Source organism: Parvimonas parva (assembly GCF_045866535.1).
Lineage (GTDB): Bacteria > Bacillota > Clostridia > Tissierellales > Peptoniphilaceae > Parvimonas > Parvimonas parva.
The window spans coordinates 793,165-808,459 of the sequence record NZ_AP038371.1 but is presented as its reverse complement, the minus strand read 5'-3'; the positions used below and the strand labels follow the sequence as shown (position 1 = coordinate 808,459).

Here is a 15,295-nt window from a genome sequence, read left to right as displayed (position 1 = left end):
CAACAAAACTCATAATAATAATTCATATATATATATATATATAGGTTTCAAATTTACTAAATTAATTTTGTTTAACTTGTAAAATGTGTTATAATAAATATGAATTTACGTTTCTTGTGTAAAAGAATATTTATTTCATCATATTTACCTTTTTAAATTTATTAAAATGGAAATATGTTATAATAACTATGTGAAAAAATAAAAACTTGATTTTAGATTTTAATAAAGCTGAATTTTTATGAACATAACAAGGGAGATGGACAAATGAATAAAAAATTGATGACTATTTTTGTTTCTTTAGTGCTAATATTTACTTTTTTTATGCCTAAAAGTATTTTAGCTAATTCAAACGAAACAATGATAAATCCAGAAACGGATAAAATTCAATTAGAAGAATTATCAGAAAACCATGAAGAAAGTAATGAAGCAAATAATGAAAAAAACGATGAAGTAAGCACCTACAATGATGATAGTGAAAAAACTGCTTGGATAGAATTAGTAGAAAAAATTGCTTCTTCACAAGCTGATGCTTCTATAAATATTGATAAAAATATAGATGCGGATCCAGCTAAGGATAAACAAACAATTTTAATAAAAAACGGACAAAACATAGCCTTAAAGGGAAATGGAAGTCTAAAGGGTTTTGGATTTAATAGTATTAAAATTGAAAAAGGAGGAAGCTTGACTATAGATGGACCTTCTATTTCAAATGCTCAAATTATAGTTGAAGGTAAATTAAATATTAAAAGTGGGAAAATTTCAGATACAAAACTTGAAGGCCCAAACATACTTGTAAAAGGTGGAGACTTCACAATGTCAGGTGGAGAGTTTAGTGGAAATGAAGCGGTTGATAGTCAAAATCCACAACCCGATAATTTGAGAAAGACTGGAAAGTGGTATAGTTATGCTCCTATAACTTTATATGGTGGAGGTTTGAATATTTCAGGAGGAAAAATTTCAAATAATAAAGGTTTCTATAATGGTGGAGCTATAGGTGCTTGGGGAACAGACACATCTAAAATAAATGTAAAAATCTCAGGTGGAGAAATTACAGAAAATGTTGCAAGTCACAATAGTACAAATGCTTGGGGTGGCGCCATTTTTATGGAAAACGCTGAATTTGAAATGACTGCAGGAACGATTTCTAAAAATACTGCCGAATATGGTGGAGGGCTCTTATTGAGTAGATCAAATGCTAAAATTTCAGGTGGGTCTATAAGCGAAAACTCAAACGGTGAATATTCCGGTTTGGGTGGAGGAGTTTTTGGATTAAATTCTGATATCATAATAGAAGCTGGAGATTTCACAAAGAATAAAGCAAATGGTCATGGTGGTGGCCTATTTTTAGATACTTGTAACTTTACAATAAATGGTGGACATTTTGTAGAAAACTCTTCTCTAAAAAGTGGCGGAGCCATAGCAACAGTTGGTACAAGTAAAGGACAAATTAATGCTGGACTATTTGAAAGTAATAATTCAAATGGATTCTGGGGTGGTGGAGCCATTTATAATGATACAAAATGTGAATTGACTATTAACAGAGCCCTAATAAAAAATAATGAAAGTAAGGGACGCTTATTAATTGGAGCTGGCAATAAACCAATATCTCGCCAAGGTGGTGGAGTATGGAACTGTCCGACAGGACATACAATAATTAATATAACCAATGGTGTGGCACTCTTTGATAACATAGCTTCAAACTTGGAATATAGTACTGCGGCTAAAGGTTCAGGAGATGACTTTGAAAATATAACAAAATATGAATTTGGAGAAGCTGTAGGAAGTTCTTCTGTAAAGCTCGCTTCAAGAATGTTAGGTGGTGGTTATAGATTATGGTATCAAGATGGTTCATTCCAAGGTATTCATAATAACTGGCCTGAAGATCAACAAACCCCAAGATATAATCCGGAAAACCCTGGCAAACCACTTCCTTACAATACTGTAATAGAGGAGAAAAAAGGAGCTCAACTTGCTTACAAGTCAGTTCCTACGCAAGAATCAAAAAACCTAGCAGAACAAGTGGCAACTACAATATTTAAAAATAATTTTGCCCAAGGAACCGGCATAAGTGGCGGAGCTATTACAAACAACGGTAAGCTTATATTTGGTGAAGATAAACCATACAAGATACAAATTACAAAGTCTTGGTTTGGGGATGATGAAAAAACAAGACCAGAAGAAATAGTTTTACAAATGTATGTAGGTGAACATTACATACAAGATATTAAACTAACAAAAGAGGGTAACTGGACTGCTACAATTGAAGATTTTCCAGATCCAGATACCTTAATCGACAACAAAACCGGTAAGCTTTTACCTATAAACTTTAAAGAAAAAGATAGTGGTAAATATATCCTATCTGAAGTGAAAAGAGAAAAAGATAGTAAAGAAAGTATTTATACTATTCATTTAGAAAACTCATTAAAAATATCTATCAAGGTTAATAAAATTTGGAATGACAATAATAACCAAGCTGGCTTACGACCAGACAGTATTACTGTAGCCCTACTTGCAAATGGTAAAGAAACTGGAAAAACTATTGAGTTAAATAAAGGCAATGATTGGAAAGGTGAATTTAATGATTTACCATCTCATAATAATGGCGAATTAATTAAATACACTATCAAAGAAGTGAATGTCGCTAATGGTTACACTTCAACTATAGAAGGGGATATTACAAAAGGATATACTATCAAAAATAGCTATATTCCACCACAAACTCCACCAGAAAAGACCGAAGTAGGAGTAGAAAAAATCTGGAAAGACGAAAATAATGCAGACGGCAAGAGACCAGAGGAAATTACAGTCCACTTATATAAAAATGGCAAACTATTCCAAACAAGAAAAATAAGTGGAAAAGATGGTTGGAAAGTGGTATTTAAGGATCTTGACAAGTATGAAGATGGCAAGGAAATTCTTTATACCATAAAAGAAGAAAATGTCGAAGGCTATACAGAGGAAGTAAGTGGAAATGTTAAAGAAGGTTTTGTGTTAACCAACACAAGAAAGCCAGAGATTCCACCACAAACCCCACCAGAAAAGACCGAAGTAGGAGTAGAAAAAATCTGGAAAGATGAAAATAATGCAGACGGCAAGAGACCAGAGGAAATTACAGTCCACTTATATAAAAATGGCAAACTATTCCAAACAAGAAAAATAAGTGGAAAAGATGGTTGGAAAGTGGTATTTAAGGATCTTGACAAGTATGAAGATGGCAAGAAAATTCTTTATACCATAAAAGAAGAAAAGGTCGAAGGTTATACAGGGGAAGTAAGTGGAAATGTTAAAGAAGGTTTTGTGTTAACCAACACAAGAAAGCCAGAAACTCCGCCGGAAGAACCAAAGAAACCAAAAATCCCAAGTACAGGTGATAACATTTCACTTATTCATTATGAAATGTTGGTTTTATCTATAATTAGTCTTGCGTATATTTTTAGAAAAAGAAAAATAAATAGGGACTAAGAAGAGAAAATATATATAAATTAAAAATTTAGCATTAAAGCTGGAGATGATTAAAATAATTATCTCTGGCTTTTTGTTTCCATTAAGCAATTTACTAATTTCTTCGATTTTGCTATTATATTCTCATAAAACAAAACAATTATATAATAGGAGAAAGACTTGAGAATTATATTTTTAATAATAGGAATTATAGGTATTTAATTGCCTCTTATGCCCACAACACCTTTTTTATTAGTGGCTGCATATTGCTTTTCTAAAAGTTCGAAAAAATTTAATGATTATTTTATGTCAACAAAATTATATAAAGAAAATATTCTTCTAATAAAAAATAGAAAGGGAATTACTAAGAAAAAGAAGATTAAGATATTAACTATAATCACAATTTTCATATCAGTTTCATTTTACTTAGTGAATAATCTTCAGGGAAGGATTGCTTTAGTAGTTTTGTTGGTCCACTATTTATATTTTATTTTTAAAGTAAAGACTTTATAGGGTTAAAGATATTCAACAAAAAATTATTTAATGAATTAAAAAACGAAAAAATTTTGCTGGTAATATATATGCAAATGAACTGATATCAATTAAAAATGCTGACAATATAATATTGTGGGAAGATTAAGCTATTAAACAATTAGAAGAAAGTGAACACATGTTCAATATAAGGAGAAACATATAGAATTAATAATGATGAAATTCAAAGTAGATAGAAGTGAAAATAATGAAACTGTTAAATTTTTAATACCAGATTTGGAAAATAGCTCAGTTAATATAACTGACAGCAATACGCAAGATATTTAAAATTTATTTAATTTAATCTTTCAGGAAGTAATTAAAAGAAAAAAACTTATAGAATTTGAGCCGGATGATTCAAACAACGATTTATTTAATGAAGTGGCAAATGATATAGTGCTACAAATAAATAGTGAAATCAAAAATGCAGAATCTGATTTTAAAAAAATAATAGAATTAGATAATGCTTAGAAAAGTTTTGTGCTTGCAATATGCTTGCAAAAAATCAGATAAACAGAAATAAAACGGATAATAAGGCTAAATCTGATAATAAAAACCTTGATTTTATGCCGTTTATATAAAATTATATCAATGGACATATCGGGTTTGAATAGAGCGAAAAAACATAGAAATGGCTTTAAATAAAGCTTTTGAGTCTGTTGAAATGAGTAACTGGGACGAATTTGGTTAAAGATTTCAAAAAGAATAATCTTAATAATTGTTCAAAGTGGTTTACATTTGGACAAAAAATTAGACCGTAGCTTAAGTGTTACGGTCTTTTTGTGCTTCATTAGGAGTATATATAGGGATTAAATTTCTGATAGAACTATATTCATCCAAAAATTCTTTTAATTCTTCTGAGACTGTGTAAAATTTTGTGTATAGAAACCTCCTGATTAGGGTAAAGAAAAACTAATCAGGAGGAATTTTTATGCCAAGAAAGAGATCAGAAACAAAATTAAACAAAATTTCTAAGATGTTAATCGAAGAATATCAACCGGAAACAGTTCAAGATCTACAAGATGCTTTAAAAGACCTTTTAGGTGATACAATGGAGCAATTATTAAAAGCAGAATTAGATGAGCATTTAGATTATGAATATGGAGAAAAACCACTATCATTAAATACTAGAAATGGTTCAAGTAAAAAAACAGTTAAATCATCATATGGAAATATAGATTTAAATATTCCTAGAGATAGAGAAGGATCCTTTGAGCCTCAGGCATTAAAAAAATACGAAAAAGACATATCAAACATAGAAAATCAAATAATATCAATGTATGGAAAAGGTATGACAACAAGAGATATATCAAGTCACATAAAAGATATTTATGGTTTTGGGATATCAGAAACAATGGTGTCAAAAATAACAAATAAAATTCTACCAACAATAGAAGAGTGGCAAAATAGACCATTAGAAAAAGTCTATCCTATGGTGTTCTTAGACGCTATACACTATCATGTAAGAGAAAACAACATAGTAGTCAAAAAGGCAGTATACATTGCCCTAGGCTACAATCTAGAAGGCTTTAAAGAAATACTAGGAATGTGGGTAGGAGAAAATGAATCAAGCAAATACTGGCTCTTAGTATTAAATCAACTAAAAGAAAGAGGTCTTGAAGATATCCTAATAGTTTCAACAGATAACCTACCAGGATTTAGCCAGGCTATAGAAGCAGTATACCCAAAAGCAGAAATTCAAAAATGTATAATCCACCAAATAAGAAACTCAACTAAATATGTGTCATACAAAGACATCAAAGAGCTGATGAAAGACCTAAAAGCAGTATACAAAGCACCAACCGAAGACTTAGCATTAACAAATCTAGGAATCTTTGAAGAAAAATGGGGTAAAAAATACCCAATGTGTGTAAGTTCTTGGAAAAACAACTGGACAGAATTATCAACATATTTCAAGTATCCAGAAGGAATAAGAAAGCTAATATACACAACAAACGCCATGGAAAACTTCAATAGGCAACTAAGAAAAGTAACGAAAAATAAAACCATATTTCCAAATGACTATGCCCTACAAAAAAGTCTGTATTTGGCAATGGTAGATGCCTCAAGCAAGTGGACAAGTAGAATTCGTGGTTGGGATCAAATCTTATCGCAATTATCAATATTTTTTGAGGGGAGGTTTTAGATAAGTTAAAAATAGAGTATAAAATTAGCTGCAAATTTTTAAAAAATTTGACAGTTTATTAAAGTTGTGTTAAATTAAGACAAGCTCCATTCCTATAGGAATGGACAAACATTGATACATATAAAAATGTATCAACCCTTACCCTTGTGTCAGGATTTAGGTTGATACACAAAATTATTTACAGACCCATTCTTCTGGTTGGTTTAGATCTATATTATCTTTATAATGCTTTTGTTTAATAATATACTCATTAGATATAAACGTTGAGTTGTATCCTAACGAATATTATTGAGCCATCTTCTTTTCTTCTAAACTTTCTACTTTTTTCATTCCTTGAATCTTTATCAAAAGCATATAACTCTAGAACATAAATTCCTAGAAAAGAATACAATACATCTGTATATTGCTAACTAAGTTTGTCAGTTATATTTCTAAATAAATATTCTATATTCTTTTTCTTTTCTATAAAATCAATAACTTCCATACTTCTCCTAAACCATCTTAATATTCAAATTTGCTAAATAATAATATTGTACTAATCTGCTTTTTCTAATGTTATATAATCTACGTTTGAAATTATTAATTTCATTCCTTTTTCTAGTTTTATGTTATGAGTTTCTTTTAAATTTATAACTTCAATTTTGTTTTCTTTTGATATTGTTTTTATGATTGTGTTTACTGTTGTGTTGGTTATTTTGTAATTACCTTGTGCTATGTCTTCATTTATACTAAATATACCACTTGGCAGATTTTGGAATTTGTTATAATTTATATTGTCTTTAAAGATAATTCCAATTATATTTCCGTTGAATTCTATGTTTGAATTTTTTGTGATGTTAATTCTAACATATCTTGGTTTTTCGTTTTCAGCTAAAACTTCTTCTACTATTTTTGTGTTGTCTATATAATATGAAAAGATTCCTTTTCCGGTTATTTTTACCAGATAGTTATTGTAATTAAAGTCTTTTTTTGATAATTCTATTTTTGAGTTTTGTTGTAATAATTTTTCTTCAATTTTTACCTCTTTTGAGGATTCATTTTTGAAGTTTATATATTTTTTATCATAGAACGATTCTATTTCTTCCAATTTTTTTAATATTTTTCTTTCAAACGCTATATCTTCTGATGAATTATTTTTAAATTCATTATATTTAACTAAGATTTTATCAAATAATTTTTTGTCATCATCTGTAAAGTCTGAGTAGGGTTTTTCAAGTAAGCTGATTTCTTCTGAATTTAAAGAAAATTGATTTGTAGAATTTTTAAGTTCATTATTTATTTTATCTACATTTTTTTCTCCACTTTTACCACAAGATGATAGTAAAAGTATATATACTAAAATTAAAAAAAGTTTTTTTGATTTTTTAAACATATATTACTCCTTAAATTTATAATTACATTATGTATTATACTATATTTTTGGCTAATATTTCAAATTTTTATTTTGTTTATATTACATTAATCTAGTAATCAAAAAGGAACTATGGTATAATAAATATAATTTCGCTATTCCTGTGCGAAATAATATTTAATTCACCATATTCACCTTTGAAAAAATATCTATATAGGGAATATTGTATAATATGTATTAATTATAAATAAAAATAATTATAAATAAAAATAATTATAAAGAAAAAATAAAGGAGAAAAGATGTATAATTTAGGAGAATTTCAAAAGCTAGTTATAAAGCGTTTTAAAAATAATGGTGCTTATATTGGTATTAAAGAAATTAAAAATGAAAAACTTGATATTTTATTGCCTAAAAAAGAAGTTTTAGAAACTGACAGCGTTGGAGATGAAATTGAAGTTTTTATTTATAAAGACAATCAAGCTAGGTTTGTAGCTACAAGAAAAGTTCCAAAAATTTCTATGGGAAGACTTGAAACTTTAGAGGTAATGGACATTTCAAAGATTGGTGCTTTTTTAGATTGGGGACTTGAAAAGGAATTATTTTTACCTTTTAAAGAACAATCTATGAAACTTGAAAAGGGAAGAAAGTATCTTGTTGCTCTTTATATAGATAAGTCTGAAAGACTTTGTGCTACGATGAAGATAAGAGATTATTTAACTTCTGATTCACCATATAAAGAGGGTGAATGGGTTGATGGTATAATCTATTCAATTCATAAAGATTACGGTGCTTTTGTTGCTGTTGATAAGAAATATGATGCAATGATTGAAAATAAGGATATTGTTGGAGTTTTAGAAATTGGGGAGCCGATTAATTTTAGAATTTCAAAGGTTAAAAAAGACGGTCGTTTGAATTTGGTTTTAAAGAATCTTTCACATTTAGAAATAAATGATAATGCTGATATTCTTTTCAATATCATAAAAGATAAAGGTGGATTTTTAGATTTAAACGATAGAAGTAATCCTGATAAAATTAAAGAGATTTGTGGAATGAGTAAATCATCTTTTAAAAAGGCAGTTGGACGACTTTTAAAAACTAAAAAAATTCAATTTGAAGGAAATGGAATAAAATTAATATAGGGGGAAATTATTATGGAAAAAAATGTAATGGCAGTTGTAAATGGAGTTGAGATTTTAGAAAGTGATGTAGATAGATTTATCGAATTGATGGGAAATAGAGCGTTACCTTATAAATCTCCTGAAGGCAAGAAACAATTATGTGAAGAACTTGTAAAACAGGAGCTTATAATTCAAGATTGCTACAATAGAAAATTAGATGAAAGTGAAGCTTTTGTTAAGGAAATAATTGAAATTAAACGTTCAATTTTAGCAAAACATTTCTTAAGTGAATTGTTTGACGATATTAAGGCTTCTGATGAAGAAATTAAAGAATATTATGAAGAAAACAAAAATTTATTTATGAGTAAATATAGCTTTAAAGCTAAACATATTTTAGTTGAAAGTGAAGAAAAAGCTAATGAATTAAAAAATCTTTGTGAAAATGGTGAATCTTTTGAAGAATTAGCTATGAAACATTCTATGTGTCCATCTAAGGAAGTTGGAGGAGATTTAGGAGAATTTTCACAAGGTCAAATGGTATTAGAGTTTGAAAATGCTTGTATAGATGCAGAGGTTGGAAAAGTTACTGAACCTGTAAAAACACAATTTGGTTATCATTTAATTAAATTAGAATCAAAGACAGATCCTAAAGAATTATCTTTAGAAGAAGTTAGAGATGAAATAGAAAAAACTATTATAAAAGCTAAGGAACAAATAGCTTATGTTCAAAAAATGGACGCTTTAATGAAAGATAGCAAAATAGAAAGAGCATATTAATATGTATTTATTAGGTGGAATATTTAGTATTTTTCTTTTTGTATTTGTTTCATTAATGGATTTGGAAACTTTAAGAAAAGAAGAAAAAATTAAAATTTCATTAAAAAGTTTAAAAAATTATTATAATTTATTACATTTTATATTAATAACTTTTATAAATATGTACTTAATGACTGTATTTTTTGATAATGGCACATTATATACAATAAGTTTATTATGCTTTATGTGTACTTATATTTGTTCTATTACAGATATTTGTTGTAAAAATATATTTTTAAATATAGTTTTTATTTTTGCAATTCTAATTTTCTTTCTTAATATTTATGGAAATTATATTAAAATTTCTGCATTAGGGTTAATTGCTGGTATGCTTTTATATGGTATTATTTATATCTTATCCAGATATTTTTACGGAGCTGAAGTTTTTGGAGTGGGAGATATTTATATTCTTGCTTTGATTGGCTTTTCAACTGATTTGGTTACAGTTTTATATATAGGATTATTCACTTTTGTGGTTGCTGGAATTTTTTATTTTATAAAATTTGTATTTGTTAGAGATTTGGAAAGTTTTAGAAAAGAGGAGATACCATTAGTTCCGTTTATATTAGTTAGTTATTTAGCTTTAATTTATTTTTAAAATCAACTTAAAAATCAACATTTTAAGTTGATTTTTGATTGTAAATGTGTTATTATTAATCGTAGGTTAATTATAAATGTTCGGAGGTGTGTTATGCAAACTTTTATGGAAATAATTTTATTTATTGCTAGTATAGTGATAATAGTGGCAGTTCTTATGCAAGAATCTAAGTCTGACGGTGTGGCATCTTTAACTGGAGAAACTAATATCGCTGGGAAAGGTGGTAAAAAAACTAAAGACGCTTATTTAAGTCAAATTACTATTATAGCATCAGTTGTGTTTTTTATAGTAGCTATTGCTATGGCTGCGATTAAATAAAAAAATTTTAGGAGGAAAAAATGGATACTAATTTAGTTTTTTATTGTGCAATTGCCGTTGGTTTAGTTGCACTAGTATTTGCTTACATTAAATATTTAAGCATTACAAAAATTCAACCTGGTAATGAAAGAATGAAAGAAATATCAGGTTATATTGAAGAAGGAGCGATGGCGTTCTTAGTTCGTGAATATAAGTATTTAGCTATATTCATTGTTGTTGTTGCAATTATTTTAGGTGTAGCCATTAATCCACTTACAGCAGTTTGTTTCTTAGCTGGTTCAATTTGTTCAATTTTAGCTGGATTCTTCGGAATGAAAGCTGCTACAAAAGCAAATGTAAGAACAGCTAATGCTGCTAAAGAATATGGAATGGGAAAAGCCCTTCAAACAGCATTTTCAGGTGGAGCTGTAATGGGACTTTCAGTAGTAGGTTTAGGTATCTTAGGGATGACAGTTTGCTACTTCTTAGTTGGAGATGTTAATATCGTAACTGGATTTAGTTTTGGTGCATCATCTATAGCTTTATTCGGAAGAGTTGGTGGTGGTATCTATACTAAAGCAGCAGACGTAGGTGCTGACCTTGTAGGTAAAGTTGAAGCTGGTATTCCTGAAGACGACCCAAGAAACCCAGCAGTTATTGCTGATAACGTAGGAGATAACGTAGGGGACGTTGCTGGTATGGGAGCTGACCTTTTTGAATCTTATGTAGGTTCAATCCTTTCAGGTATCACTTTAGGTTCACTTGCTTTTGGTAAAGAAGGTATTATTTTTGCTTTAGCTCTTGCTGCAACAGGTATTATAGCATCATTAGTAGGTTTATTCTGTGTTAAAGGAGACAAAGACCCACAAAAATCATTAAATATGGGAACTATTGTAAGTTCAGTTTTAACTATAATAGCAACATATTTCTTAAGTACAAAGATTTTAGGAAACAATTCAGCTTTTATTTCATCAGTTGCTGGTATTTTAGTTGGATTGATTATTTCACAATTTACTGAATATTATACTTCAGGAGATAAAAAACCGGTTCAACATATTGCTGAAGAATCTGAAACAGGTTCATCAACAAATATTATTTCAGGTTTAGCAGTTGGGATGAAATCTACAACTGGTCCAATTGTTATTATAGCTATTGGTATTTTAGTATCATATATGGCATCAAACGGTTTTGCAAATGCAGGACAAGGATTATATGGTATTTCAGTTGCGGCTATTGGTATGCTTTCAACTTGTGGTATGACTATCGCAGTTGATGCTTATGGTCCAATCGCTGATAATGCAGGTGGTATTGCAGAAATGTGTGAATTACCTCATGAAGTTAGAAATATTACTGATAAATTAGATGCAGTTGGTAATACAACAGCAGCTATTGGTAAAGGATTTGCAATTGGTTCAGCAGCTTTAACTGCTTTAGCATTATTTGCATCATATACTCAAGCTGTTGGATTAAAATCAATTGACGTTACTAAGCCACAAGTAGTAGCTGGTATGTTCATTGGTGGTATGTTACCTTTCTTATTCTCAGCTTTAACTATGGAAGCAGTAGGAAATGCAGCAAACGAAATGATTCAAGAAGTTAGAAGACAATTCAAAACAATTCCTGGAATTATGGAAGGAACTGGAACTCCTGACTATAGAAAATGCGTTGACATTTCAACTATGGCAGCATTAAAACAAATGATAGTTCCTGGTTTATTAGCAGTAGCTGTTCCTGTATTAGTTGGTCTTTTAATCGGAGCTGAGGCTCTTGGTGGATTATTAGCAGGTTCATTAGTAACTGGTGTATTAATGGCAATCTTTATGTCTAATGCCGGTGGTGCTTGGGATAATGCTAAGAAGTACATTGAAGAAGGACATCATGGTGGAAAAGGTTCAGATCCACATAAAGCAGCAGTTGTTGGAGATACAGTAGGTGACCCATTCAAAGATACATCAGGACCATCACTTAATATCTTAATTAAATTAATGACAGTTGTAGCTTTAGTATTTGCACAAGTAATATTGAACTATGGTGGAATGTTAATTAAATAGTTAATAAATTTAAATTTAAAAGAAGTCTTAGGACTTCTTTTTTTATGTAATTTATTTGGGAAATATTTATATTTTTGAAAAATTTGCAAAAAATTTTTGTATTTGGTATAATACATTATGATAATTTAAAGAAAATTTTATTTTAATATATTATTGGAATATTTTTTATATTTTAGGAGGCGTATTTATGGATAGTGGACCCGAGGTCTATTTTCAGATTATCATTTTAATTTTATTGACTTTGATTAATGCTTTTTTTGCAGCATCAGAGATGGCAATTGTTTCTATGGATAAGAAAAAATTGTTAACATTATCAGAGCAAGGAGATAAGAGGGCGATTAAGGTTGAAAAACTTTTAAAAGAACCATCTAGATTTTTATCCACAATTCAAGTTGGTATCACTTTTGCAGGTTTTTTTACATCAGCATCTGCTGCTGTTGGACTTTCAGCTAAATTTGGGAACTTTTTAGAAGATTTATCTATTCCTTTTGCACATAGGGTATCTTTTGTATTAATAACTATAATTTTAGCATTTTTTAGTTTGGTTTTTGGGGAGCTTGTTCCTAAAAGAATCGCTTTACAAAATGCAGAAAGATTTGCTTTGTTTTCAGTTGGAACTATAAATTTTGTATATAAAATCATGAGTCCATTTGTTTATTTGCTATCTTTATCTACAAATATTGTTTTAAAAATTTTTTCAATACCTACAACAGGAGTTGAGGCTAAAGTTACTCTTGAAGAGATTAAATCAATTGTAGAAGTTGGGCAAGAGCAAGGGATAATAAATCCAACTGAACGTGAAATGATTGACGGAGTTATTTCTTTTGATGATATTTTAGCAGAAGAAGTTATGACGGCAAGAACAGAAGTATTTATGATTGATATTGACAACCCAGATGAAGATTTTAAAACTTTAATGGAAATGAGATATTCAAGAATTCCTGTTTATGAAGATGATATTGACAATATAATTGGTATTTTATATATTAAAGATTTCTTTTTAGAGGCATATAGGGTTGGTTTTAAAAATGTTAATATAAGAAATATTTTAAGACCTGCATATTTTATTCCTGAAAGAAAAAATATAAATGATTTGTTTATCGAACTTAAAAATTCTAGAAATCAAATGGCTGTATTAATTGATGAATATGGTGGTTTTACCGGTATAGTTACTATGGAAGACTTGATTGAAGAAGTTATGGGCGAGATAGATGATGAATATGATAAAAAAACAAATCCGGCTATTAAGAAAATAGATGATAGACATTTTATTGCAACCGGAGCTTGTGATATTGAAGAGGTTAATGATGTTTGTAATCTAAAGCTTGATGAAAATACTGAAGATTATGATACTTTGGGTGGAATGCTTATGTATCTTTTGGGATACATTCCTAATGATGGAGAAAAACTTACTGTTGAAGATAATGGTGTAGTTTATAATATTTTATCAATTCACGAGCATAGAGTTAAAAAAGTTAGAATAACTCTTCCTAAAGAAGAAGTTGTTGAAACTGATGAAGATGAAGAATAAATTTTTAAAGTAACTTTTAGAAATAGAAGTTGCTTTTTTTATGAAATTAAGTTTTCAATTTGCATTTTTAATCAAATAGTGTATAATAATTATATTAGTATATATAAGGAGAGGGTTATGGATTTTAAAGAAAAATTACAAAAGTATTCAAAAACTGTTATTAGAGTTGGTGCTAATGTTCAAGAAGGACAATTAGTAGTTATAAGAGCAAATATAGATGCAAAGGATTTAGTTCGCAATTTAACTGAAGAGGCATATAAGGCTGGTGCAGGTGATGTTAATGTTGTTTGGAGAGATGATATTATAACAAGACATAAGTTAAAATATGCAAGTGTTGAAACTTTATCTGAAGTGAAACGATGGACTATTGACCAATATGCTGATTATATTGACAGTGATGCTGTTTTTATTTCTGTTGTAGGAAATGACCCAAATAATTTAGAAGGATTAGATATTGAAAAAATTAAAGCAAGTAGTGTTGCAAATTCAAAAGCGATGAAATATTTTTCTACTTCTCTTATGTCAGATAGAAATTCTTGGTGTGTTATTGGTGCATCAACTCCTGCATGGGCAAAAGTTGTATTTCCTGAGCTTGATGAAGAAGATGCTGTTAATAAACTTTGGGAATTAATTTTCTATACTTCAAGAATTGGAGAAGGAGATTCTATTCAAGGTTGGAGAGAACATATTGATGAATTGAGTAGAAGGTCTAATTATTTGAATGAGAAACAATTTAAATATTTAAAATATTCAAGTCAAAAAGGTACTGATTTAACTATTGAGTTGCCAGAAGGACATATTTGGAATGCAGCCGGTAGCGGATTTAATGCTAAGGGTGTAAGTTTTACTGCAAATATGCCAACGGAAGAAGTTTTTACACTTCCACATAAAGATGGTGTAAATGGTGTAATTTATAGTACAAAGGCTTTAAATTATAACGGAAATATAATAGATGAATTTAAGTTAGAATTTGAAAATGGAAAAGTTGTTAATTATGATGCAAAAAAAGGTTATGAAGTTTTAAAATCTTTATTAGAAACTGATGAAGGAGCTTTATCTTTAGGAGAAGTTGCTTTAGTACCTTTTGATTCTCCAATTTCAAATACAAATACAATGTTTTTTGAAACTCTTTATGATGAAAATGCGTCATGCCATTTAGCTTTTGGTAAAGCTTATCCAACTTGTTTGGAAGGTGGAGAAAAAATGACTAATGAAGAGCTTAAAGAAAAAGGAGCTAATGATAGTTTAGTTCATGTTGACTTTATGGTTGGAGATGAAACATTAAATATAGTTGGAATAACTAAAGATGGAGAAGAAATTCCTGTATTTACTAACGGAAATTGGTCAAATTAGAAATTAATTGCAGGGATTTTATCTGCAATTTTTTTATACATATTTATTTTATTTAGGAGGA

11 protein-coding genes are annotated in these 15,295 nt (G+C 29.1%); 10 read left to right on the top strand and 1 reads right to left on the bottom strand.

The annotated features are described in order from the left end of the window. Positions 1-264 precede the first annotated feature (264 nt). The 3 genes from ACKTSI_RS04080 (at position 265) to ACKTSI_RS04070 (ending at position 6,118) form a co-directional block, all read left to right on the top strand. The gene (locus tag ACKTSI_RS04080; protein ID WP_407862558.1) at positions 265-3,462 is read left to right on the top strand and encodes a Cna B-type domain-containing protein; all 3,198 of its coding nucleotides are present in this window, start codon (positions 265-267) and stop codon (positions 3,460-3,462) included. 210 nt (positions 3,463-3,672) lie between these two features. Beyond that, on the top strand, positions 3,673-3,954 hold the full coding sequence (locus tag ACKTSI_RS04075) for a DUF454 family protein (protein ID WP_407862557.1): 282 nt from the start codon (positions 3,673-3,675) through the stop codon (positions 3,952-3,954). A gap of 949 nt (positions 3,955-4,903) precedes the next feature. Then, positions 4,904-6,118, top strand: a complete 1,215-nt coding sequence (locus ACKTSI_RS04070; protein WP_407862556.1) for an IS256 family transposase — start codon at positions 4,904-4,906, stop codon at positions 6,116-6,118. A gap of 535 nt (positions 6,119-6,653) precedes the next feature. Here ACKTSI_RS04070 and ACKTSI_RS04065 read toward each other — a convergent pair. Continuing rightward, complete coding sequence (locus ACKTSI_RS04065) at positions 6,654-7,490, bottom strand: hypothetical protein (RefSeq protein WP_407862555.1); 837 nt, start codon at positions 7,488-7,490, stop codon at positions 6,654-6,656. A 279-nt stretch (positions 7,491-7,769) separates the two neighbouring features. Here ACKTSI_RS04065 and ACKTSI_RS04060 point away from each other — a divergent pair, with 279 nt between their 5' ends. From ACKTSI_RS04060 to ACKTSI_RS04030, 7 genes are all read left to right on the top strand, one after another. After that, on the top strand, positions 7,770-8,609 hold the full coding sequence (locus ACKTSI_RS04060; protein ID WP_407862554.1) for a S1 RNA-binding domain-containing protein: 840 nt from the start codon (positions 7,770-7,772) through the stop codon (positions 8,607-8,609). A 12-nt stretch (positions 8,610-8,621) separates the two neighbouring features. Next, positions 8,622-9,365, top strand: coding sequence for a peptidylprolyl isomerase (locus tag ACKTSI_RS04055; protein WP_311526008.1), 744 nt, complete (start codon positions 8,622-8,624; stop codon positions 9,363-9,365). 1 nt (position 9,366) lies between these two features. Beyond that, positions 9,367-10,002, top strand: a complete 636-nt coding sequence (locus ACKTSI_RS04050; protein ID WP_288867656.1) for a hypothetical protein — start codon at positions 9,367-9,369, stop codon at positions 10,000-10,002. A 93-nt stretch (positions 10,003-10,095) separates the two neighbouring features. Continuing rightward, positions 10,096-10,320, top strand: coding sequence for a preprotein translocase subunit SecG (gene secG, locus ACKTSI_RS04045; RefSeq protein ID WP_068472237.1), 225 nt, complete (start codon positions 10,096-10,098; stop codon positions 10,318-10,320). Between the two features lie 20 nt (positions 10,321-10,340). Further along, a complete protein-coding gene (locus tag ACKTSI_RS04040; RefSeq protein ID WP_407862553.1) occupies positions 10,341-12,350 on the top strand; it encodes a sodium-translocating pyrophosphatase in 2,010 nt (669 codons plus the stop codon). A 187-nt stretch (positions 12,351-12,537) separates the two neighbouring features. Beyond that, positions 12,538-13,881, top strand: coding sequence for a hemolysin family protein (locus ACKTSI_RS04035; RefSeq protein WP_407862552.1), 1,344 nt, complete (start codon positions 12,538-12,540; stop codon positions 13,879-13,881). A gap of 117 nt (positions 13,882-13,998) precedes the next feature. After that, positions 13,999-15,234: an aminopeptidase gene (locus tag ACKTSI_RS04030; RefSeq protein ID WP_407862551.1), complete on the top strand. Its 1,236-nt coding sequence runs from the start codon at positions 13,999-14,001 to the stop codon at positions 15,232-15,234. The last annotated feature ends 61 nt before the right edge of the window (positions 15,235-15,295 follow it).

Coding starts and splice junctions, on each gene's coding strand:
- ACKTSI_RS04030 (WP_407862551.1), top strand. CDS start 13,999: ATGGATTTTAAAGAAAAATTACAAAAGTATTCAAAAACTGTTATTAGA.
- ACKTSI_RS04050 (WP_288867656.1), top strand. CDS start 9,367: ATGTATTTATTAGGTGGAATATTTAGTATTTTTCTTTTTGTATTTGTT.
- ACKTSI_RS04075 (WP_407862557.1), top strand. CDS start 3,673: ATGCCCACAACACCTTTTTTATTAGTGGCTGCATATTGCTTTTCTAAA.
- ACKTSI_RS04080 (WP_407862558.1), top strand. CDS start 265: ATGAATAAAAAATTGATGACTATTTTTGTTTCTTTAGTGCTAATATTT.
- ACKTSI_RS04040 (WP_407862553.1), top strand. CDS start 10,341: ATGGATACTAATTTAGTTTTTTATTGTGCAATTGCCGTTGGTTTAGTT.
- ACKTSI_RS04060 (WP_407862554.1), top strand. CDS start 7,770: ATGTATAATTTAGGAGAATTTCAAAAGCTAGTTATAAAGCGTTTTAAA.
- ACKTSI_RS04035 (WP_407862552.1), top strand. CDS start 12,538: ATGGATAGTGGACCCGAGGTCTATTTTCAGATTATCATTTTAATTTTA.
- ACKTSI_RS04055 (WP_311526008.1), top strand. CDS start 8,622: ATGGAAAAAAATGTAATGGCAGTTGTAAATGGAGTTGAGATTTTAGAA.
- ACKTSI_RS04065 (WP_407862555.1), bottom strand. CDS start 7,490: ATGTTTAAAAAATCAAAAAAACTTTTTTTAATTTTAGTATATATACTT.
- ACKTSI_RS04070 (WP_407862556.1), top strand. CDS start 4,904: ATGCCAAGAAAGAGATCAGAAACAAAATTAAACAAAATTTCTAAGATG.
- secG (WP_068472237.1), top strand. CDS start 10,096: ATGCAAACTTTTATGGAAATAATTTTATTTATTGCTAGTATAGTGATA.